Genomic DNA, 19,865 nt, shown 5'->3' on the forward strand with positions numbered 1-19,865 from the left:
CGCTTTGGTCCTCACTCTGTGCACCGGCCTGCTGACGGGCTGCGCCGCGGACTATCTGAATCACTATGATTCGGTGACGCTGGCCGCCGGCGACACGCAGAAATACAACTCGATGCTGCAGACGGTCGATCCGCTCAATCCAGCCTCGCGGAATACGCATATCGAAGGCGACGGCACGCGCGCTGCAGCTCTCGCCAACAACTACAAATATCCGCCGCCGCCGCCGCCGCCGCCGGCCATCACAGTCAATGTCGGCGGGTCGGGTGTGACGACTACGACGCAGTGAACTGAATAGAAGGATGCGGTTTCAGTGCGCCAGGCTGTACGAGGAAACCTGGCGTCAGGGGAGCAAAGAGTAAGGCCATGTTGCGGACCATTCGCGCCTTCTGGCACGATCAGAGGGGAATAGCGCTGATCCTCGTCAGCGTTACGCTGCCGGCGATCATCGGATTTTCGCTGCTGGCAATCGATATGAGCCGGGTCAACAATCTGCACAACGATCTGCAGAAGGCAGCGGACGCATTTGCGTTGGCTGGCGCCGCCGAGCTTGATGGCTTGCCCGGTTCATGGGCCAGAGCCGAACGCGCCATGGCGAAACTGGTCGCCAACGATGCTACTTTCTCGACCGTTGGCGCTACCGGCCGGTTCACCTTGAAGTCCGGGGAGCCGGGCGGCACCGCACAATGCAACAGCGCCGCCAACATTTCGTGGTGTTTCCTCAAAACCTTGCCCGCGTCTGACGGAGCGCCGGTCACCAGCGCGAACTATGCCAATGCAACGCAATCCATCGGCGAAGATGAAACCGCATTCATCGAAGTGAGGGTGGCTCCGACCGGCTTCGCGGCAATATTCCCGGCGTCGTTTCTGACGAGCAATTCGGCCAGCAACAGCTTCAACGTTGCTGCCCGTGCGACGGCAGGGTTCACGTCGGGCGTCTGCGATTACACGCCCGTTTTCATGTGCAACCCGTATGAGGACACAACCATCACCGGCGGCGTCACGCTTGAGCAGGCGGCACAAACCAGGCAATATCGTCGCCGCCAAATCATGCTGCGCGGAGACGGATCCTATTTTCCCGGCAACTTCGCTTTCCTGGCTTCGCCATTTGGCAACGGCGCCAATCAGCTCGAAAAGATGCTCGCCGATTCCAAGCCGCAGAATTGTTATTCGCGCGACGGCGTCGATACGGAGCCGGGACAGAACGCTGGCCCTGTCGAGAACGGTATCAACTCGCGTTTCGGCATCGATTCGTCAAGCTACTCGGATGGTCCTGCGACCAATGTGCGCAAGGGTGCCACAAACTGGGACCAGTACGTCAAGAGCAACAAGGTCACCTATGAAACGGACCCGACAAAGGGGGTCGGCCTTGAACGTGACTCGTGCCAGATCGCCGGCAACTGCACCTTGATGGGCGGTCGCATGGGCGCCGGAGATTGGAATTTCGCGCGTTACTGGGCCGCCAATCATCCCACACGTGCTGTGCCTGCTGCTCTGTCGGGAACCGGTGCCAACCTGCCGACGCGGTATGAGGTCTATCGTTATGAGAACGATCCCGACGGCAACCCTCTCACCGATGACAGTATTGCCGGCGATGCCGCGGTTGGAGGTGAAAGAGGCACACCGCCCGCAGAAGCCCGCACCCCTATCTCTACGCCCGACCGCCGGCTGCTTTACGGCGCAATCCTGGACTGCAATGCGTTGCAGGCTTCGGGTACGAATTTCAGCGGCCGCCAGACGGGTATTCCGGTGAGGAGATTCGGCAGCTTCTTCATCACCGAACCGATCAAGGACGGTAAGAATATTTACGTTGAGTTGGTCGACATCACCGGAAAAGGCGGCAATGGCACGCTCGACAACTACCTGCGCGATGAAGCGCAGCTCTACCGGTGACCACCATGTTCGCGATGCTGTCTCGATATCTCGATCGATTTAGGCACGACCAACGTGGCGCGGTGCTTGTTGAGATGACACTGATCACGCCACTGATGCTGATCTTGTCGGCCGGGGTGTTCGAGTTCGGCAATCTGATCCATGACAAGTTGCTAATGGAGGCCGGCCTTACCGACGCCGCCCGCTATGCCGCGCGTTGCAACAGTCAATTGTATACCGACTCCGGGCTGGCAGCCATCAACTGTGCGACGATTGCCGCGAATATAGCGGTGTTCGGCAACCCGACAGGGACGGCGCCCGCACGTGTCGCCGGCTGGCAGACCTCGAATGTCACCGTGACCACGAACTATGGGTGCCAGGACACCGTGGTGGCCGGCGTTACCCAATATCGCTCCACCACGGCACAAGTCTGCACCGTGCGCGCGTCCGGCACCTACCCATACACCGGTGTCGGGATGCTGGCATTCATCGGTGTCGGTCCGATAACGCTGCAAGGCTCCCATGACGAGCGGTTGATCCGGTTTTGACCATGATCCAGAGTTTCACAAAGTCAGAAGACGGCGCGGCGATGGTGGAAATGACCATTGTATCGACGCTGCTGTTCTCACTTGTCCTGGGCTTCGTCGATTTCGGCTACGCGTTCTACCAATGGAACGCAGCAACCAAGGCCGTTCAGGTCGGCGCCCGGCTGGCTTCGATATCGGATGCGGTGGCAACCAACCTCGCGACCGCGGGCCCGATCTCGTCTCCCGGCGCCCCGATTATCGCCGACGCCTATGGACCTTTCGTCTGCACCTACACCGCCGGCACGGGCGCCTGCAGCAATAGCGGCGGCTTCAGCGCCGCCAATTTCAGCCGCATCTTTCGTGGCGACACCGCAAACACCAATGACGACGCCTGCCCCGATCTGGCTGCAAACCAGCGGGCTGGAATGTGCCACTTCTTCCCGGGCCTGCTGCGCAGCAACGTCGTCATCACCTACAGGGCCAGCGGCCTTGGATATCAGACCCGGCTTGGAGGGCCGGTGCCGACAATCGCCGTCAGCCTGCAAAACAGGACTTTCCAGTTCTTCTTCCTCCAAGGACTGATGGGTTTCGCCAACATCAACATGCCCTCCATGCTGAGCACGGTTACGGGCGAAGACATCAAGAGCACCTGGCCATGAATGCCATCAGCACTAAGGTTACCCCCACCAAGCGAAAGCAGGTTGCGCTGTTTTCCTCGGATCCGAATTTCAAGCGCGATGTGGCGACGCGGCTCGATGCGCTGGCGATCTATGATGTGCGGGTTGCCGAGACGGGCGACTTCCTCAAGGGGCCGCCGGCCGACACGCGCCCGGGCATCGTCATCCTCGATCTCGGCAATGGCGAATTGCTTGGCAAGCCAGGCATTGTCGAGGGGCGCGCGCTGTGGGCTGGTGTGCCGCTGATCGCGGTTTCGGACGAATTGACATCGGAGCAGACACGCGTCCTGGTGCGCATGAATGCCTCGGACTGGCTGCACAAGCCGCTCGACGGCAAGGAACTGCTCAACGCCGTGACCTTCCACGACAGCGGCAACCAGGGCGCCAAGAGCCGCATCATCACCTTCATCGGCGCCAGCGGCGGCGCCGGCGCCACGACGCTGGCGCTGTCGGCGGCCGAGTTCCTGGCCTCGAAATCGACCGAGCGCGCGGCCTCGACCTGCCTGGTCGACCTCGACTTCCAGAGCGCCAATTGCGGCGCCTATCTCAACCTGTTCAACCAGTTCGACCTCGCCGGCATCATCGGCCAGCCTGAACGGCTCGACGTCGAACTGATGGATGTCATCAAGCTGTCGCGGCCTTCCGGCCTGACGCTCTATGCGTTCGAGCGGCCGCAGCTGCCGTTCGAGCCGCAGGGCGCCGATTTCGTCTTCCGGCTGCTCGACCTCGTCGCCTACCGTTTCGACGACATCGTCATCGACCTGCCGAACATCGAAACGCCCTGGCACAATTCCGTGCTGTCGACGAGCGACGAGATCTTCATCGTCTTCGAACTCAATGTCGCTTCGCTGCGGCAAGGCAAACGGCTCTACAAGAAGATCCGCGAGCTGCGCGGCAATGCCGTCTCAATCACGCTGGTGGCCAACAAGCACAAGCGCAAATGGTTCGGCAACCACTTCTCGCGCAGCGAGCTGGAGAAGATCTTCAAGGCGCCGCACATCAAGTCGGTCGGCCTCGACAACGCCCTGCTGGCCGACGCGCTGAACCGCGCCATGCTGCCGTCCGAAGTGGATGGGCGGGCGCGCTTCAACAAGGACCTGAAGAAGATGTTCCGCGAGCGACTCGACGATGCGGCCCGCTAGCGGCCACCGCCTGCGGCTGACAGCCGCCTGCCTGCTTGGCCTGGCGCTGACGCCAGCGCCCGGACAGATCGCGTTGGCGGACAGCCGCCCGCCTCTGCCGGCCATGGGCCCCAGCCTGCGCAAGACTGTGGCGTTTTCCACCCAGGAGAAGACCGGGACCATCATCATCCGCAAGCAGGAAAAAGCACTCTATCTGGTGACCGGCAAGGGCGAGGCCCTGCGCTACCGGATCAGTGTCGGACGCGACGGCTTCGGCTGGACGGGTACGGTCCAGGTGGGAGCCAAGACCGAGTGGCCGGCGTGGCGGCCGCCCAGGGAAATGCGCGCCCGCCAGCCGGAACTGCCTGACATGGTGCCCTCGGGGCCGTACAATCCGCTCGGCGCAAGGGCGCTCTATCTGCTTCGGGACGGCCGCGACACGCTCTATCGCATCCATGGCACCAACGACCCTTCGGGCGTGGGTTTCGACGGCACGTCGGGCTGTTTTCGCCTGACCAATACCGATGTCATCGATCTTTTCAGGCGCGTGCCTGTCGGCACCAAGGTGGTGGTCCAATGACGACGATCAGCGATCCCGACGACCTTGTGATAGCGGTCGAACCGCTATTGCTCGACAGGGAGAAGAGCCGGTCCAGGCTCGCTTTTGCCGTCTCTGTCGGCCTGGCGCTGTTTGCCCTGCTGAACGCCACCGCGGCCGTCTATCTCTACCGCGGCATTAACGATCTGCGCGCGATCGAGGCGCGACTGGAGGACCTCGGCCAGTTCGAGCAGCGCATGAGCGCGCGGCTCGACACCGTCAACAATGGATTTCAAAGCCGGTTCGAGGCGCTGGACGACCGGCTGCGGGCGAGCTTCGGCGAGGTCAACGCCAACATCGCCCGGCAGCCACCGGAGATGTCGGGAAATCACGGTGGCGAGGAGCCGCGCGTGGTCGAACTCCCCTCGCCCGCCGAAGACATGGCGGCGGTCGCCAGCGCCGCCGACGCGGAGCCTGCCATCGGGGATATGCCGCGGGTAACGCGAAGGCGGTCGGCACCGGCAGCGCCTCCCGCGCCGAGCTCCAACTACCAGCGGAGCGTATCGCCGGAAGGCAAGGTCACCTATCACAAGATAAACTAGGACGGGACCTGCGCGCGGCCCGTAGCGCTGCGCTGGTCTAGAAATCCCGCTGCAGTGCCATGATCCGGACGCGCCGCGATTCAACGCGCATGCCGAGTTCACGGATATAGGCAAGGTGGCAATAGGCGCAGGCGGTGACCCCGATGACCGCCAGCAGGCAGTTCAGCCAGGTGAAGTCCATCATCAGCGAGAACCGAAAGCCACTCGGCGCCGTGAACGCGGCAATGGTGCTGGCGGTCTGCGAACGGCCACCAATGAAAATCATCGACGCCGCGAGGACCAAGATGCCGTGGTTGGCAAGAAAGAATGCGGCCGACCTTCTGGCCCGGCTTGCCATCCAGCAGACCACCAGGGCCGCGCCCAGCAGAGCGAAATCCAGGACCATCGACCCTCCCAGATAGACATCGACCTGCTGCCAGACCATGCCCGACGAGGGATGCAAAGCGAGCCAGATCTTCCACATATCGGGGCTTGCGGGGTAGGTTCCGAGCAGGAGCGTGGCCATTCGCTCCGCCGCCAGGATCAGCAGGACACAGGCAGGAAAGGCGAAAAGCAATAGTGGTTGGCGCTTCATGGTGCCTCGCAATCTGGCAGGCAGATTACGCGCCATGAGTTGCGCAAGGCTTAACGGGGAAAGGTTCGGCTGAGACAGGATCGATCAAGCGGCTCGGATCAGGTCGTACAGCCAAGTGCCCGCTTTTGTATGCCTGACACCCAAATCCCGGACGCTGTCCATGTGATTGCGCCCCTCGACGATGCCGATCGAAGCCGTCAGGCGCTGCTCCGTCAGGCGATCGGCAAACAATTTGGCCTGCAGGTGAAACGGTTCGGTTTCCCGCTCGCCGACCAGCAGCGTGACCTTTGTCCGCGACGAGTGGGATTTGCCCATCGGCGAATACGCCCCGACTTCCGTGTCGGTCAGGCCTATCAAGGGCTCAAGGAAGGATTGCTGGAGGGGCTTCAAATCGTAAAGCCCGCCGAGCAGAAGTGCCGCCGACGGTGGATGTGCCGACCCCTCGTCGAACAAAAAGGTCGCCAGATGCGCCCCGGCGGAATGGCCACTGACGCTTAGGCGACCAGGATCGCCGCCATGGCTGGCGATATTATCCAGCACCCATTGCCTCGCGCGCCGGACCTGGTCGACGATTGCCGCCATCCTGACGGCGGGCATCAGCGCATAGTCGATCACGACCGCGATTGCCCCGGCGCTCGTCACCGTTTCGGCGATGTAGGAATAGTCGCTTTTGGCGAACATGCGCCAATAGCCGCCATGGATGAAGATGTGCACCGGGAGGTCCCTGCGCGGCCCCTCCGGAAAGAACAGGTCGAGGCGTTCGGCCTCGTGCGGACCATAGGCGATATCCGCCAGCATCGGCAGCGAAGTCCGCGTCGCGGCACTGCGTGCGACGATGTCGGCCACGATGTCATCGAAATCGGCAACGTGGTCGCGGGTGCGAAAAGGATCTTTCGACATGGCGTCCGCTCAGAAGGTTACAGCGATGTATTTGGCCTCCATGAACTCGGCGATGCCGTGATGCTGGCCCCCTTCCCGCCCGAGGCCGCTCTGCTTGACTCCGCCGAAGGGCGCGGCGGGATCCGACATCAGGCCGCGGTTGAGGCCGATCATGCCGGCCTCAATCTCGGCGGCCACCCGCATGCCGCGCGCCACATCGCGGGTGTAGAGATAGGCGGCGAGGCCGTATTCGGTGTTGTTGGCGTGGAGAATGGCCTGCGCCTCGCTCTCGAAGCGGGTGATGGGCGCTACCGGGCCGAAGATCTCCTCATGCGCCATGTCGGCGTCCGGCGAGACTTCGGACAAGACGGTCGGCGGATAGAAAAAGCCATCCCCTTCAGGCACCGAGCCGCCGCACAGCACCTTGGCACCACGGTTGACCGCGTCCTTGACCAGCCGGTCGATCTTGTCGACCGCCTTCTTGGTGATCATGGGTCCACATTCGGTGTCCGCCTTGGTGCCGGCGCCGATCTTGAGCGCAGCCATGCGCTGCGCAAGGCCGTCGGCGAACGCATCGTGGATGCCGGACTGGACGTAGATGCGGTTGGCCGCCGTACAGGCTTCGCCGGCATTGCGCATTTTGGCGATCATGGCGCCGTCGAGGGCAGCATCGAGATCGGCATCGTCGAAGACGATGAAGGGTGCATTGCCGCCAAGCTCCATGGAACAGGAAATCACACGCTTGGCGGCCTCGGCGAGCAAGGCCCGGCCGATCCCGGTCGAACCGGTGAAGGAGAGCTTCCTGACGCGCGGATCGGCCAGCATGGCCGACGTCAGGGGGCCGGGTGTCGACGTCGTCAGCACGTTCACGACACCGTCCGGTACGCCGGCTTCGCTGTAAAGCGCGGCCAGCGCATAGGCGGTCAGCGGCGTCTCGCTGGCCGGTTTCAGAATGACCGTACAGCCTGCCGCCAGTGCCGGTGCGATCTTGCGCGTCGCCATCGCGGCGGGGAAATTCCACGGCGTGATGAGGACGCAGATGCCGATCGGCTGGTAGTCGACGACGATGCGGTTGGTCCCGGATGGAGCGGTGCCGAACTCGCCGGTGATACGAACCGCTTCCTCGGCGTTCCAGCGGAAGAATTCAGCTGCATAGGCGACCTCGCCGCGCGCGTCGCGCAGGGCCTTGCCGTTCTCCAGCGAGATCAGCATGGCAAGCGTCTCCGACCGCTCGACCATCAGCTCGAAACAGCGCCTGAGAATCTCCGAGCGCTTGCGCGGCGCTGTCTCGCGCCACCCCTTGGCCGCCTTGGCCGCCGCCTCGACCGCGGCGGCGGCATCCTCCAGGGTCGCATCGGGGACCGCCGCGATCACCGCGCCGGAGGATGGATCGGTGACCTCGATGAGCCCGCCGTCGGACGACGGCAGCCATTGTCCGCCAATATAGAGCCGGTGCGGAAAGCCCCGAACGTCGTACGGATCCTGATCGAGAGGGAAGGCATTGTAGGGAAGGTTCATCGTCTTGTTCCTGACGTTCACATGGCGCAGGCGGTGAGATCGCCGTCATAGGCCGCCTGGACAAGGCGGCGCATGGCGGCAAGGTCGAATGGGCGCGGGTTGTTCTTGATCAGGCGATCGATGCCGAGCGCCTGCTCGGCGGTCCAGTCGAGCTTGTCGGCCGGAAGCCCCAGACCGGCCAGCGTCGGGGTGATGCCGATCGCCGCAAATAAGCGCCTGATCTCCTCGATGGTCGCGTCCGCCATTTCGTCGACGCCACGACCGTTCGGCTCCAGGCCAAGAGCAATCCCTATCTCGGCGATCTCAGCCGCGGCCACGCGGCTGTTGTAGCTCATGACGTAAGGCATCATTGTCGCCACTCCCAGCCCATGCGGCGTATGTGTGAGCGCGCCGGCCGGGTATTGCACCGCGTGCGCTGCCGCCGTGCCGGCGGTGCCGAACGCGCAACCCGCAGCCAGCGCTCCCATCATCACGTCGGAGCGCGCCTCGGCGTCGCCGCCGTCAATGCACGCCTTCTCCAGGCTGCGGCCGAGAAGTTTGACGGCCAGCAGCGCGAAATGGTCGGTCAGCGGCGTCTTGCCGATGAACACGTGGCGCTGCGGCAGGCTGAAGTCCCCGTCCCGGCGCATGGCCGTGAAGGCCTCGATCGCATGCGTGAGCGCGTCGGCACCGGCAACCGCGGTCAGGCCCGGCGGACAAGTCATTGTCAGTTCGGGGTCGCAGACGGCAACGGCAGCGATAAGATAGGGGCTCGATATGCCGACTTTGAGCGTCCGGTCCGGATCCGATATCACGGCGACGGGCGTCACCTCCGATCCTGTGCCAGCCGTGGTCGGCACGGCGATCAGCGGCAGCATCGGCCCCGGGACCTTGAACTCGCCGTAGTAGTCCCGTAGCTCGCCGCCGTGGCTGATCAGCAAGGCGGCACATTTGGCGAAATCGAGACAGCTGCCGCCGCCGATGCCGATCACCATATCTGGCCGGAAGCCCCTCGCTTCCTCGACGCAGACCGCCACCGAATCGCGCGGCACGTCCGGGAGGACACCGTCGTGAACCAGCACGTCGATTGATGCCGACCGCAGGGATTCCATCATTTCGGCGAACACGCCGGTGCCGGCGAAACGTTCGTCGGTGCAGACCAGGGCGCGGCGGCCGTGGCGGCTGGCCACGGTCGGCAGCGCATGACGCTGTCCCTTCCCGAACAGAATTTCGCGTGGGAGCCGGAGGGCTGTGAGAAGGCTCATGACAGGCTGCATCCTTGGGGAGTTTCGGAGAAACGCATTGCAAAAATCCGCACTGAAAAATCCTCAACTGAGCGGCGCCGACAAAATCGTATAGGATATAGTATTGCATCGGTCAAACCCTCGTGTTAGCAGTCTGCCCTGTCGAGAGGCGAAAAATGCAACCTGTCAGTTTGAGCAATAATGGTGAAACGCCCACGGGAGCGGGCCGCATTCAGCGGGCCGGCAGCCTGGCCGAGGACGTCTACGAGGCCATCTTCGCGCAGCTGATGTCGCTGAAGATCGCGCCCGGTTCGCGCATCACCGTCGACAATCTGGTCAAGGAGTTCGACGTTTCCCATACGCCGATCCGCGAGGCGCTGGGGCGTCTCGAAGGCGAAGGACTGGTTCTGAAGACGCACCTGATCGGATATCGCGCCGCGCCGCAGATCACGCGGCGTCGTTTCGACGAATTGTACGAAATGCGTCTCCTGCTCGAACCGCACGGCGCGGCGAAAGCCGCTGCCACGATGGACGAAGCCAAACTCGGCACGCTGCTGGAGGCCGCAGGCGTGATGTCGCGCCGCGAGGGCAAGGACGAGCGCCTGCGTTATTCGAACTTCGCCAGGCAGGACGCGATCTTCCACGACAAGATCATGGAATACGCCGAAAACGAGCTCATCCGCGAGACGCTGGGTTTTCAACACACCCACTTCCACATTTTCCGCCTGATGTACCATTCCCGCGTGACCGAGGAGGCGCTGGACGAGCATGAGGCGATCCTCGCCGCGTTCGGCTCTGCCGATCCGGATGCCGCCGCGAAAGCAATGCGCGCCCACATCGAGCACTCGCGCGATCGCCTGCTGCCGGCCTTCGATTGAGGCCTGAACGAATGTCCGTTACCGCCAATATTGCCGGAGAGGGAGGAAGTGCGCTGCCCGGCGGCAGTGCGCCCGGGGCCGTGGAGCCGGTGCTGCGCGCTCAGGGTCTCTCGAAGCAATATGGGCCGGTGACCGTGCTCTCCGACGTCACGCTCGACATCCTGCCGGGCGAAATCCACGCCATCATCGGCGAGAACGGTGCCGGAAAATCCACTTCGATGCGGCTGCTGTCCGGCTATGCCGAGCCCACCCGCGGCACCTTGTCCATGGCCGGTCGGCCGGTGACGTTCGCCAAGCCCGACCAGGCCCAGAAAGCCGGCATCGCCCTCGTCCACCAGGAGATCCTGCTCGCCGAAGCGCTTACGGTGACGGACAACCTATTTCTCGGCCGCGAGCTTTCGCGCCGCCATGTGATGGACGACCGCGCCATGCGGCGCCTGGCAGCCGAGAAGCTGGCACGGATCGGCTGCGCGGTCTCGCCGACCGCGCTGGTGCGCGACATCTCGCTGGCCGACCGCCAGCTGGTCCAGATCGCCCGCGCGCTGCTCGACGACTACAAGGTCGGGATCTTCGACGAACCGACCGCCGTGCTGACCGGCGAGGAAGTGGATCGGCTCCTCGAAATCGTCCGGCAGCTAAAAGGTCATGGCACGGCCGTCCTCTATATCAGCCATCGGCTGGATGAGGTGCAGCAGCTTGCCGACAAGGTGACCGTGCTGCGCGACGGCAGGATGGTCGGCACCTATCCGGGCACGGCCTTGACGCAGATGGACATGGCACGCCTGATGGTCGGCCGCGAGCTTGCAACGCTTTACCCGCAGAAGAGCGCACCGTCCAATGAGCCGATGCTGAGCGTGAAAAACGCCACCGTCCCGGGCTACGCCGAAGACGTCTCTTTCACCGTCCACAGGGGCGAAATTCTTGGCTTTGCCGGCATGATCGGCGCGGGCCGCACGGAACTGTTCGAAGGGCTGGTGGGCCTGCGTCCGGCCCACGCCGTGATCGAACTCGAGGGACGGCCCGTCCGGATCCGCTCGCAACGCGAAGCGATCGACGCAGGCATCGGTTACCTGACCGAGGACCGAAAGAGCAAGGGCCTGCTCCTCGAGGAACGGCTGGCGCCCAACCTCACGCTTTCCGCACTTGAACGGTTCCATCCCGCACTGGCTCTCAGCAGACGCCGCGAGTCGGCCGCGCTGACAGAGGCCGTCCGGAGCTACGATATCCGGCTCAAGAGCCCTGGCGTGAAGGCGGGACAGCTTTCCGGCGGCAATCAGCAGAAGCTGCTGCTCGCCAAGGTGCTGCTCACCAACCCCTCTGTGGTCGTCATCGATGAACCGACCCGTGGCATCGACATCGCCAACAAGGCTCAGATCTACGCCTTCATCCACGCCATCGTCGGCAGCGGCAAAGCCTGCATCGTCATCTCGTCGGAAATGCAGGAGCTGATCGGCATCTGCGACCGCATCCTCGTCATGCGGGAAGGCCGCCTGACGGGCGAGGTCCAAGGCGCCGAGATGACCGAAAGCAATGTGGCGCTGCTGGCGACAAGCGGCCCGAAACCGAGGCCGAAGGCCGAGGGAGGAACAGAATGGCTGTCATGACCGGATCCCCATCCACACATCGCGTCGGTGATTTGAACATCACCTGGACCGACGTGGGTCCCTTCCTGGCATTGGCCGCCCTGCTGGTGGTCGGCTTCCTCATCAATCCAGACTTCCTCTCCGCGACCAACCTTGCCAACGTCATCACCCGCAGCGCCTTCATCGCCATCATCGCTGTCGGCGCGACGTTCGTTATCTCGTCGGGAGGGCTCGATCTTTCCGTCGGCTCGATGGCCGCCTTCGTCACCGGCATCACCATCATGTTCATGAACGCGGTGGCGCCGCACGCCGGCCTGTGGGCGATACCGGCTGGAATGCTCGTGGCGACCCTGGTCGGTCTTATGTGTGGCCTCGCCAACGGCCTAATCGTCACCATAGGCCGGATCGAACCGTTCATTGCGACGCTCGGCACAATGGGCATTTTCCGCGCGTTGATCACCTATCTGACCGACGGCGGCACGATACCGATAGACCGGTCGCTGCGCGAAGCGTATCGGCCGGTCTATTTCGGCACCGTCGGCGGTGTCCCGGTCCCGATCCTGATATCCGTCGCCGTCGCCGCGGTCGCATCGTTCGTCCTCTACAAGATGAAGTATGGGCGCAAATGTGCGGCGGTCGGCGCAAACGAGGACGTCGCGCGCTATTCCGGCATCTCCGTCATCAAGACGCGCACCATGGCTTACATCGTCCAAGGCGTCTGCGTGGCCATCGCCGCAATCTGCTACGTACCGCGACTGGGTGCGGCAACGCCGACCACCGGGCAGCTCTGGGAACTGCAGGTGATCACCGCCGTGGTGATCGGCGGCACGGCGCTGCGTGGCGGCAAGGGTCATGTCTGGGGAACCGTCGCCGGCGCCGTCATTCTGGAGCTGATCGCCAATCTCATGGTGCTGTCGGACTTCGTCTCCGAGTACCTGGTCGCCGCGGTTCAGGGCGTCATCATCATCATCGCGATGCTCATTCAGAGGTTCTCGAATTCGAAATAGCCCCGTGTCCGGACCACACGGGTGCGTCTTTGCAGGTCCAATCTGGGAGAAGAAAATGTTCAGTAAAAAATGGATGGCTGCGGCCGCGCTCGGCACGCTGCTGCTCACGGGCCATGCCATGGCCGAGGACAAGAAAGTCATCGCCGTTTCGATACCGGCCGCCGACCACGGCTGGACCGCCGGCGTCGTCTATCACGCGCAGACGGCCGCCAAGGAAATCAACGCGGCTTTCCCCGGCGTCGAGGTCATCGTAAAGACGTCGCCGTCGGCGGCCGATCAGGTGTCGGCGATCGAGGATCTCTCCGCCTCACGCAAGATCGATGCGCTGGTGATCCTGCCTTACTCCTCGGAAGAATTGACTGAGCCGGTCAAGGCCATCAAGGAGAAGGGCACCTTCATCACGGTCGTCGACCGTGGCCTGACCGACCCGACCATCCAGGGCCTCTACGTCGCCGGCGACAACATCGCCGTCGGGCGCAACACCGCGAAATACATGATCGACAAGCTTGGCGGCAGGGGCGACCTGGTTGTCCTGCGCGGCATCCCAACGGTGATCGACGATGAGCGCATCAAGGGCTTTCAGGACGCCATCGCCGGGACCGGCCTCAAGGTTCTCGACATTCAGTACGCTCATTGGAACAGCGACGAAGCCTTCAAGCTGATGCAGGACTACCTCGCCAAATATCCGCATATCGACGCGGTGTGGGCGAACGACGACGACATGCTGCTGGGGGTGCTCGAGGCGGTCAAGCAGTCGGGCCGCACCGATATCAAGCTGGCGCTTGGCGGCAACGGCATGAAGGACATCGTCAAGAAGGTCATCGACGGCGACACCATGACCCCCGTCGAGACTCCCTACCCGCCGTCCATGATCAAGACGGCCATATACATGACCATGGCCAATTTGGTTGGCCAGGCCCCGGTTCGCGGCGCCGTCAAGCTGGACGCGCCGCTGATCACCAAGGACAACGCCAAGGAATACTTCTTCTCCGACTCTCCGTTCTGAAGAACGCAATCAATGCGGGGCGCAGCATGACTCGCCCCGCCCCTTTCACACGACAGAGGACATGATCATGTCAGGCAAGAAAATATTGATGCTCACCGGCGAGTTCACCGAGGAGTACGAGATCTTCGTCTACCAGCAAGCAATGGAAGCCGTCGGTCACACCGTCCACGTGGTCTGCCCGGACAAGAAGGCCGGAGACCTCATCAAGACCTCCCTGCACGACTTCGAGGGCGACCAGACCTACACCGAAAAGCTCGGCCATTTTCAGGTGATCAACAAGACGTTTGCCGAGGCGGAAAAGCAGCTCGATCAATACCACGCCGTATATTGCGCCGGCGGCCGCGGCCCGGAATACATCCGCACCGACAAACGGGTGCAAGCCATGGTGCGCCACTTCCACGATACCCAGAAGCCGATCTTCACGATCTGCCATGGGGTCCAGATTCTGATTGCCGTGGACGGTGTCGTGCGCGGCAAGAAGGTCGGCGCGCTCGCCGCTTGCGAACCGGAAGTGACGCTGGCCGGCGGCACCTACATCGACCTCTCGCCGACGGAGGCGTATGTCGACGGCACCATGGTGTCGGCCAAGGGATGGACAGCCCTCGCTGCCTTCATCCGCGAATGCCTGAAGGTGCTCGGGACCGAGATCCGCCACAATTAAACAAGGTCGGCGCGCGTCAACAATGCGCCGGCTTCTGTTGTGATGGGATGTGCATCCACGTGTCTTTGAAGCGGGCCCTCGGTCGATGGGATCGAGGGCCACCGTCGCCGGTCAATCGAAGAATCCGGCATCCTCCGCCAGCAAATACTTCCTGGCGCCTTCGGCGTCGATATCGAGGCCTAGCCCTGGTGCTTCCAGCAGATCCACCATGCTGTCCTTCACGATCTGCTTGGGCAGGCCAATGACGATGTCGTTCCACCAGGGGTCCGAGGCACTGGGGTATTCGAACGCCACGTAATTGGCGGGCAAGGTGGCGCAGACGTTGATCAGCGCCCCGAGGCCCAGCAGGCCATTCGCCGTGCCATGCGGCGCCATCAGAATCGAGTGCATATAGGCGTGCTCGGCGACCCATTTGAGCTCGGCAATGCCGCCGATGTCGGCAGGATCGGGGCCGATGACGCGCACCGCCTGCGTCTCGATCAGTTCCTTGAAATTGTGCCTGAGGTAAATCTGCTCGCCGGTATGGATCGGCGTCGAAGTGGAGGTGGTCAGTTCCCGGTAGGCCTGCGGATTGACCCACGGCACATAGTCGCCGGTCAGCATGTCCTCCAGCCACATCAGATTGTACTTCTCGAGCGCGCGGGCGAACTTGATCGCATCGGGCAGCATCCAGCCCGGGCCGCAGTCGAGTGCCAGGCTGACCTTGTCGCCCAGCACTTCCTTCATCGCGATCACGCAGTCGAGCATGTGGTTGAAACCGCGTTCGCTAATCACGCCCTGATCCATGGCGCCGTGATAGCCGGCCTTCTTCTGCGTCACGCCGTAATGGAAGTCCTCGATGGTGTCCTTCATGTTGGAATGGAACGAGATTCCTTGCTTAACCATGAAGAAGTTCTGCGGCTGCTCCATCATCCATTTGACGTCTGCGGCATAGTCCTCCGGCCGGTCGCCTGTGCGCTTCTGGCGGATCGAGCCGTTATAGACGCGTACCTTGTCGCGCACCTTGCCGCCGAGCAGCTTATAGGCCGGCACGCCCGCGGCCTTGCCGGCAATGTCCCAAAGCGCATGTTCGATAGCGCTGACCGCCGCGCCATAAGGCTTGAAAGAACCGCGTTGGCGGATCTTCAACATGACCCGCTCGACATCGGTCGGATCCTCGCCGATCAGCGCCTCGCGGAAATGCAGCACAAAGGGCTTGAGGTAGGTCTTGGTGAACTCGACTTCTCCCAGTCCATAGAGGCCCTCGTCGGTCACGACGCGAACGATGGGGTGCTTGCCGATAACGGCACAGCGAAGGTCGGTGATCTTCATCGCGCGGTCCTATCTCACGGACGAGAAAGCTGTCGGCGTGAGCAGCTGGCTGCTGATATTGGCAACGATCTGCCCGTCGCGCTCGGACTCGTCCCGGGCCCTGTGCCATGCCGGATCGGTGACGAAAGCCGTCCATTTCGCCTCACGCTCGGCCAGTGATTCCCAGGCTAGGAAATAGGTGAGGCGGTTGCTGTTTTCGCCGATTGCCGTGGTGAAAAACCCGGCTTGGCGGATGCCATGCCTCTCCCAGATGGCCAGCGTTTGGTCGGAAAAGCGCTTGAGCAAAGCCGGCAGCCTGCCCGGCAGGCAGTCATAGATGCGCAGTTCGTAGATCATGGTTTCGTCCGTTTCCTTCTTCGCCTCTCCCTTGGGAGAGGTCGACACGAATGGTCGGTCGTCGGCCCTGTGAGCCAAGGAGAGTGAGGGCAGGAATCTGGGCTAACTCCAGGTCCGGTCCCAGCTATATTCATTGTCCCAATGCTCGGTGGATTGCCATATCCCGGTGACACCGGGCTGCAGGTGCTGGCTGATCACCTCGTCGACCACATCGTCTATGCCCAGCCCCGGCTTGTCGGGCACGGTGATGAAGCCGTCCTTGACGAGCGGCTTGGGAAGGCCGGTGACGATATCGTCCCACCAGTCGACATCGGCGGAGTGGTATTCGAGCGCCATGAAGTTCTCGGTCGCGGTGGCGACATGCGAGGCGGCCATCGCGGCGATCGGACTTTCTGCCATGTGGATGGCCATCGCGACGCCCCGGTCCTGGGAAGCATCGCCGATCTTCTTGGTCTCGAGAATGCCGCCGGAGGTAAGGAGGTCCGGATGGATGACCGAGATGCCCGAGTTGAGCAACGGCTCGAAGCCTTCCTTGAGATAGATGTCCTCACCCGTGCAGATCGGCACGGACGTTGACTCCTGCAGCTGCCGGTACTGCTCGGTGTGTTGCCAGGGGATCACATCCTCCAGCCAGGCCGGCGCATATTTCTCGATCCGCCGGGCCAGACGGATGCCGTCCTGCAGCGAGATATGGCCGACATGGTCGATGGCGAGCGGGATCTCGTATCCAATCACCTCGCGAACCTCGTGGATGTACTGCTCGAGCAGGTCGATCCCCTTCTCGGTGAAATGCAAGCCGGTGAACGGGTGCTGCACGTTCTGCGCGTCGTAGGCGAGATTGCGGGCCTTGCGCTCCTCAAGCGTGCCGCCACGGCCGCGCGGATTGGCATGAAACTCTTCGAGCGCGCCGGCGGGCGCGGATACGGCGCCCGGGACATGGGCGATCTGCATCAAGCCCAGGTCCATCTTGAGGAAGGTGAAACCACGGTCCATGCGCTGCTTGAGGCGCTTTCCGGTTTCGGTGCCGCTCGGTTTCTCGGCATCGGTATCGCAATAGACGCGCACCTGATCGCGGAACTTGCCGCCGAGCATCTGGTAGATGGGAACGCCATAGGCCTTGCCGGCGAGGTCCCAGAGCGCGATCTCGACCGCCGAGACGCCGCCGCCCTGCCGACCGTGCCCGCCGAATTGCTTGATGCGGCGAAACAGGCGATCGATGTCGCAGGGGTTCTCGCCAAGCAGCCGGCTCTTCAGCATCAGCGCGTAGGTGGCGCTGGCGCCGTCGCGCACCTCGCCAAGCCCGACGATGCCTTGGTTGGTATAGATCTTGAGCAGCGCCGAGGTGAACGGCGCACCGACGATCTCGGCCACCCGCATGTCGGTGATGCGAAGCTCGGACGGCTTCGAGTCGGTGTTGACCCGGTTGAGGGCCTCGTCGGCTCCATCGGTCTTTGGCATGACTTATCCCCGTTCTGATTTGCGGGTTGTCGCCCGCATGCTGCCGATTGCGTTGCTAGCCCAGTTCGATCTCATGGGCTTGCAGGTAATCGCGGTTCATCTCGATGCCGAGACCCGGCCTCAACGAGAGCTTGAGGCTACCGTTCGAAACATCGAGCGGCTTGTCGATAAGATGATCGTACTTGCCCAAATTCCACTCCGACGTTTCGAGCTTGTAGAAGTTCGGAACGGTCATCATCACCTGCGCTCCCGCAACCACGTTGATCGGTCCCGCGGCGTCATGCGGCGAGACTGGGATGTAGTAGGCTTCGCACAGGGCGGAAATCTTCTTGAGTTCGGTAATTCCGCCCGTCCAGGTGACGTCAGGCATGATGTAGTCGGCGAGCTTGTTCTCGAGAACCGGCACGAAATCCCACTTTGTGTGGCCACGCTCGCCCCAAGAGATAGCGGCACTGACCTTTTCGCGAACCTGCTTGAGGGCGTTAAGGCTCTCGGGCGGGCATGGCTCCTCGAACCAGTCGATCTGGCCGGCCTCCTCGAGGCTGCGACAGAGGCGAATGGCGGTCGGAACATCGAAGCGGCCGTGCGCATCGATGAGGATGTCGATGTCGGGGCCTGCCGTTTCGCGGATCAGAGCCGTGAGTTCGGCAGCCTCGCGCTCGTCCTTGCGGGTCATGCCGCCGTCGAGATAGCCGTCCCGCTGTTCGCGCGACACACCGTCGGCATCGCGACCCTGGTGGGGGAAGGGGTCGAACTTGAGAGCAGTATGTCCGGACTCGACGATGTCCAGGATTTCGCGCACCACAGCGTCCTTGCTGGTGAATTTGGCCTGGTTGGGGTGGGTGTAGAGCGCGATCTCATCGCGGACCGGCCCACCCAACAGCTCGTAGATCGGCTTGCCGAGGACTTTGCCCCTGATGTCCCAGAGGGCTATGTCGATCGCGCTCACGCATTCGACCGCGGCGCCACGGCTACCCATATAGGTGAAGCCGCGGAAGATCTTGTGCCAGAGGCATTCGATACGCGCCGGATCTTCGCCTGTCACGGCGGCTCCGATCTGTCGAAGGATCGTGCAGAGGGCGCGGTTGGCGAGCTTCGTGGTGGTGGTGATCTCTCCCCAGCCGCTCACTCCCTCGTCTGTCGTTACCTCGACGAACAGGAATTCCCCCCAATAGGAAGCACCAGACTTGATCAGCCACGGCCGAACGCTCGTGATTTTCATTTCAACTGCCTTTTCACTAGTGGTCAACCACGCTGTTCCAGACCTGACCCCTCGTCCTATCCGGCCCGAGCGGCGTTGCGTGCACGCATCTGTTCGAGAACATGCCGGCCGGAACCCTCGACGTGGCGGGAGATGAGTTCGGCCGCCTTGTCGGCCTCCCCGGCCTTGATGAGCGCAATGAGTTCGCGATGCTCACGAATGATCGCGGCACGCCGCGCGAGCGTGAAATTGAAACGCCGGCTCACCGCTCGCAGCACTTCGCGATGCTTCCACCAGAGCTCGGCGGCATGGCGGTTATAGTGCCGCTGGTACATCACCGTATGAAATGCGGTATCCAGTTCACTGTGCCTGAAAGTGTCGGCGAAATTGTTCTCTTCGATCAGGCCTTGGATGCGTTCGAGTTCGGCGATGTCCTCGCCGGTGGCCATACCTACAAACCATCGCGTCAGGGCTGGCTCGATCAGAACTCCGATCTCGTAGATATCGCGGACGAAATCCTGATCGATGGGCCTTACACGCGCCCCGCGGTTAGGAGAAAAGATGACGAACCCCTCGCCCCGCAACAGTTGCAGGGCCTCGCGCACGGGATTGGTCGACGTGCCGTGGCGGCGAGCGAGATCGGTCACAACAAGCCGTTCGTTGGCGGCGAGCCGTCCCTCGATGATGTCTTCCCTGATCAGTTCGTAAAGCGAGGCACCCTCGCTGGAGGCTCCGGTGGCGTCGATCCCCGGGGGTGGCTTTGCTTTGAAATCGTCTGTTTCGGCCAAGGGCCGGCTCCCCAAATTAATACACAGTCTGTCCGATATCACGCACGGTTCCCATAAACAATGTACGATCCGGTGCGTTGACAGGCAATCCATGTTCTGAAAACGTAC

Annotated in this window: 21 protein-coding genes; 12 read left to right on the forward strand and 9 right to left on the reverse strand. The window is 62.6% G+C overall.

Annotated elements, in window-relative coordinates; genetic code table 11:
* The first annotated feature begins 4 nt into the window (after positions 1 to 4).
* From FJ527_RS15365 to FJ527_RS15395, 7 genes are all read left to right on the forward strand, one after another.
* The gene (locus tag FJ527_RS15365; RefSeq protein WP_246677721.1) at positions 5 to 286 is read left to right on the forward strand and encodes a hypothetical protein; all 282 of its coding nucleotides are present in this window, start codon (positions 5 to 7) and stop codon (positions 284 to 286) included.
* A 77-nt stretch (positions 287 to 363) separates the two neighbouring features.
* Complete coding sequence (locus tag FJ527_RS15370; RefSeq protein ID WP_140665654.1) at positions 364 to 1,890, forward strand: pilus assembly protein TadG-related protein; 1,527 nt, start codon at positions 364 to 366, stop codon at positions 1,888 to 1,890.
* A gap of 5 nt (positions 1,891 to 1,895) precedes the next feature.
* Positions 1,896 to 2,417: a TadE/TadG family type IV pilus assembly protein gene (locus FJ527_RS15375; RefSeq protein WP_224582593.1), complete on the forward strand. Its 522-nt coding sequence runs from the start codon at positions 1,896 to 1,898 to the stop codon at positions 2,415 to 2,417.
* A 2-nt stretch (positions 2,418 to 2,419) separates the two neighbouring features.
* Positions 2,420 to 3,055 carry a TadE/TadG family type IV pilus assembly protein gene (locus FJ527_RS15380; protein ID WP_140823510.1) on the forward strand — a complete coding sequence of 212 codons (636 nt, stop codon included), beginning with the start codon at positions 2,420 to 2,422 and terminating at the stop codon, positions 3,053 to 3,055.
* Positions 3,052 to 4,215, forward strand: coding sequence for an AAA family ATPase (locus tag FJ527_RS15385; protein ID WP_140823511.1), 1,164 nt, complete (start codon positions 3,052 to 3,054; stop codon positions 4,213 to 4,215). The genes FJ527_RS15380 and FJ527_RS15385 overlap by 4 nt, the downstream gene beginning before the upstream one ends.
* Positions 4,202 to 4,774 (forward strand): L,D-transpeptidase, encoded by a 573-nt coding sequence (locus FJ527_RS15390; RefSeq protein WP_140823512.1) that lies wholly within the window; start codon positions 4,202 to 4,204, stop codon positions 4,772 to 4,774. Before FJ527_RS15385 ends, FJ527_RS15390 begins: the two co-directional genes overlap by 14 nt.
* Complete coding sequence (locus FJ527_RS15395; RefSeq protein ID WP_140823513.1) at positions 4,771 to 5,334, forward strand: hypothetical protein; 564 nt, start codon at positions 4,771 to 4,773, stop codon at positions 5,332 to 5,334. Before FJ527_RS15390 ends, FJ527_RS15395 begins: the two co-directional genes overlap by 4 nt.
* Before the next feature lie 37 nt (positions 5,335 to 5,371).
* Here the strand turns inward: FJ527_RS15395 and FJ527_RS15400 are convergent, their stop codons facing one another.
* The 4 genes from FJ527_RS15400 to FJ527_RS15415 form a co-directional block, all read right to left on the reverse strand.
* Entirely contained in the window at positions 5,372 to 5,908 is a 537-nt protein-coding gene (locus FJ527_RS15400; RefSeq protein ID WP_140665641.1) for a hypothetical protein, read from the reverse strand.
* A gap of 84 nt (positions 5,909 to 5,992) precedes the next feature.
* On the reverse strand, positions 5,993 to 6,808 hold the full coding sequence (locus FJ527_RS15405; RefSeq protein WP_140823514.1) for an alpha/beta hydrolase: 816 nt from the start codon (positions 6,806 to 6,808) through the stop codon (positions 5,993 to 5,995).
* A gap of 9 nt (positions 6,809 to 6,817) precedes the next feature.
* Positions 6,818 to 8,305 (reverse strand): NAD-dependent succinate-semialdehyde dehydrogenase, encoded by a 1,488-nt coding sequence (locus tag FJ527_RS15410; protein WP_140823515.1) that lies wholly within the window; start codon positions 8,303 to 8,305, stop codon positions 6,818 to 6,820.
* A 17-nt stretch (positions 8,306 to 8,322) separates the two neighbouring features.
* Positions 8,323 to 9,549 carry an iron-containing alcohol dehydrogenase gene (locus tag FJ527_RS15415; RefSeq protein WP_140823516.1) on the reverse strand — a complete coding sequence of 409 codons (1,227 nt, stop codon included), beginning with the start codon at positions 9,547 to 9,549 and terminating at the stop codon, positions 8,323 to 8,325.
* A gap of 155 nt (positions 9,550 to 9,704) precedes the next feature.
* Here FJ527_RS15415 and FJ527_RS15420 point away from each other — a divergent pair, with 155 nt between their 5' ends.
* The 5 genes from FJ527_RS15420 to FJ527_RS15440 all read left to right on the forward strand — a co-directional run bounded on the left by FJ527_RS15420 (position 9,705) and on the right by FJ527_RS15440 (position 14,663).
* Positions 9,705 to 10,406, forward strand: a complete 702-nt coding sequence (locus FJ527_RS15420; RefSeq protein ID WP_140823517.1) for a GntR family transcriptional regulator — start codon at positions 9,705 to 9,707, stop codon at positions 10,404 to 10,406.
* An 11-nt stretch (positions 10,407 to 10,417) separates the two neighbouring features.
* The gene (locus FJ527_RS15425) at positions 10,418 to 12,010 is read left to right on the forward strand and encodes a sugar ABC transporter ATP-binding protein (protein WP_140823518.1); all 1,593 of its coding nucleotides are present in this window, start codon (positions 10,418 to 10,420) and stop codon (positions 12,008 to 12,010) included.
* The gene (locus tag FJ527_RS15430) at positions 12,007 to 12,996 is read left to right on the forward strand and encodes an ABC transporter permease (protein WP_181166372.1); all 990 of its coding nucleotides are present in this window, start codon (positions 12,007 to 12,009) and stop codon (positions 12,994 to 12,996) included. The genes FJ527_RS15425 and FJ527_RS15430 overlap by 4 nt, the downstream gene beginning before the upstream one ends.
* Positions 12,997 to 13,051: 55 nt before the next feature.
* Entirely contained in the window at positions 13,052 to 14,002 is a 951-nt protein-coding gene (locus FJ527_RS15435; protein ID WP_140823520.1) for a substrate-binding domain-containing protein, read from the forward strand.
* A gap of 67 nt (positions 14,003 to 14,069) precedes the next feature.
* Positions 14,070 to 14,663 (forward strand): DJ-1/PfpI family protein, encoded by a 594-nt coding sequence (locus FJ527_RS15440; protein ID WP_015319191.1) that lies wholly within the window; start codon positions 14,070 to 14,072, stop codon positions 14,661 to 14,663.
* Positions 14,664 to 14,774: 111 nt separating this feature from the next.
* Here FJ527_RS15440 and FJ527_RS15445 read toward each other — a convergent pair whose 3' ends face one another.
* The 5 genes from FJ527_RS15445 to FJ527_RS15465 all read right to left on the reverse strand — a co-directional run bounded on the left by FJ527_RS15445 (position 14,775) and on the right by FJ527_RS15465 (position 19,757).
* The gene (locus FJ527_RS15445; protein WP_140823521.1) at positions 14,775 to 15,974 is read right to left on the reverse strand and encodes a mandelate racemase/muconate lactonizing enzyme family protein; all 1,200 of its coding nucleotides are present in this window, start codon (positions 15,972 to 15,974) and stop codon (positions 14,775 to 14,777) included.
* 9 nt (positions 15,975 to 15,983) lie between these two features.
* Positions 15,984 to 16,310: an NIPSNAP family protein gene (locus tag FJ527_RS15450; RefSeq protein ID WP_140617572.1), complete on the reverse strand. Its 327-nt coding sequence runs from the start codon at positions 16,308 to 16,310 to the stop codon at positions 15,984 to 15,986.
* Between the two features lie 102 nt (positions 16,311 to 16,412).
* The gene (locus tag FJ527_RS15455) at positions 16,413 to 17,768 is read right to left on the reverse strand and encodes a mandelate racemase/muconate lactonizing enzyme family protein (protein WP_140823522.1); all 1,356 of its coding nucleotides are present in this window, start codon (positions 17,766 to 17,768) and stop codon (positions 16,413 to 16,415) included.
* Between the two features lie 55 nt (positions 17,769 to 17,823).
* Entirely contained in the window at positions 17,824 to 18,990 is a 1,167-nt protein-coding gene (locus FJ527_RS15460; RefSeq protein WP_015319195.1) for a mandelate racemase/muconate lactonizing enzyme family protein, read from the reverse strand.
* 56 nt (positions 18,991 to 19,046) lie between these two features.
* Positions 19,047 to 19,757 (reverse strand): GntR family transcriptional regulator, encoded by a 711-nt coding sequence (locus FJ527_RS15465; RefSeq protein ID WP_140665610.1) that lies wholly within the window; start codon positions 19,755 to 19,757, stop codon positions 19,047 to 19,049.
* Positions 19,758 to 19,865: the final 108 nt, after the last annotated feature.

Origin of the sequence: Mesorhizobium sp. B2-4-18 (genome assembly GCF_006441385.1) — a bacterium.
GTDB classification, from domain to species: domain Bacteria; phylum Pseudomonadota; class Alphaproteobacteria; order Rhizobiales; family Rhizobiaceae; genus Mesorhizobium; species Mesorhizobium australicum.

Bases quoted from the DNA above. Each gene is read 5' to 3' on its own strand.
- FJ527_RS15415 (WP_140823516.1), bottom strand. From the start codon at position 9,549: ATGAGCCTTCTCACAGCCCTCCGGCTCCCACGCGAAATTCTGTTCGGG.
- FJ527_RS15405 (WP_140823514.1), bottom strand. From the start codon at position 6,808: ATGTCGAAAGATCCTTTTCGCACCCGCGACCACGTTGCCGATTTCGAT.
- FJ527_RS15425 (WP_140823518.1), top strand. From the start codon at position 10,418: ATGTCCGTTACCGCCAATATTGCCGGAGAGGGAGGAAGTGCGCTGCCC.
- FJ527_RS15430 (WP_181166372.1), top strand. From the start codon at position 12,007: ATGACCGGATCCCCATCCACACATCGCGTCGGTGATTTGAACATCACC.
- FJ527_RS15440 (WP_015319191.1), top strand. From the start codon at position 14,070: ATGTCAGGCAAGAAAATATTGATGCTCACCGGCGAGTTCACCGAGGAG.
- FJ527_RS15395 (WP_140823513.1), top strand. From the start codon at position 4,771: ATGACGACGATCAGCGATCCCGACGACCTTGTGATAGCGGTCGAACCG.
- FJ527_RS15370 (WP_140665654.1), top strand. From the start codon at position 364: ATGTTGCGGACCATTCGCGCCTTCTGGCACGATCAGAGGGGAATAGCG.
- FJ527_RS15400 (WP_140665641.1), bottom strand. From the start codon at position 5,908: ATGAAGCGCCAACCACTATTGCTTTTCGCCTTTCCTGCCTGTGTCCTG.
- FJ527_RS15375 (WP_224582593.1), top strand. From the start codon at position 1,896: ATGTTCGCGATGCTGTCTCGATATCTCGATCGATTTAGGCACGACCAA.
- FJ527_RS15460 (WP_015319195.1), bottom strand. From the start codon at position 18,990: ATGAAAATCACGAGCGTTCGGCCGTGGCTGATCAAGTCTGGTGCTTCC.
- FJ527_RS15435 (WP_140823520.1), top strand. From the start codon at position 13,052: ATGTTCAGTAAAAAATGGATGGCTGCGGCCGCGCTCGGCACGCTGCTG.
- FJ527_RS15410 (WP_140823515.1), bottom strand. From the start codon at position 8,305: ATGAACCTTCCCTACAATGCCTTCCCTCTCGATCAGGATCCGTACGAC.
- FJ527_RS15390 (WP_140823512.1), top strand. From the start codon at position 4,202: ATGCGGCCCGCTAGCGGCCACCGCCTGCGGCTGACAGCCGCCTGCCTG.
- FJ527_RS15385 (WP_140823511.1), top strand. From the start codon at position 3,052: ATGAATGCCATCAGCACTAAGGTTACCCCCACCAAGCGAAAGCAGGTT.
- FJ527_RS15445 (WP_140823521.1), bottom strand. From the start codon at position 15,974: ATGAAGATCACCGACCTTCGCTGTGCCGTTATCGGCAAGCACCCCATC.
- FJ527_RS15455 (WP_140823522.1), bottom strand. From the start codon at position 17,768: ATGCCAAAGACCGATGGAGCCGACGAGGCCCTCAACCGGGTCAACACC.
- FJ527_RS15380 (WP_140823510.1), top strand. From the start codon at position 2,420: ATGATCCAGAGTTTCACAAAGTCAGAAGACGGCGCGGCGATGGTGGAA.
- FJ527_RS15420 (WP_140823517.1), top strand. From the start codon at position 9,705: ATGCAACCTGTCAGTTTGAGCAATAATGGTGAAACGCCCACGGGAGCG.
- FJ527_RS15450 (WP_140617572.1), bottom strand. From the start codon at position 16,310: ATGATCTACGAACTGCGCATCTATGACTGCCTGCCGGGCAGGCTGCCG.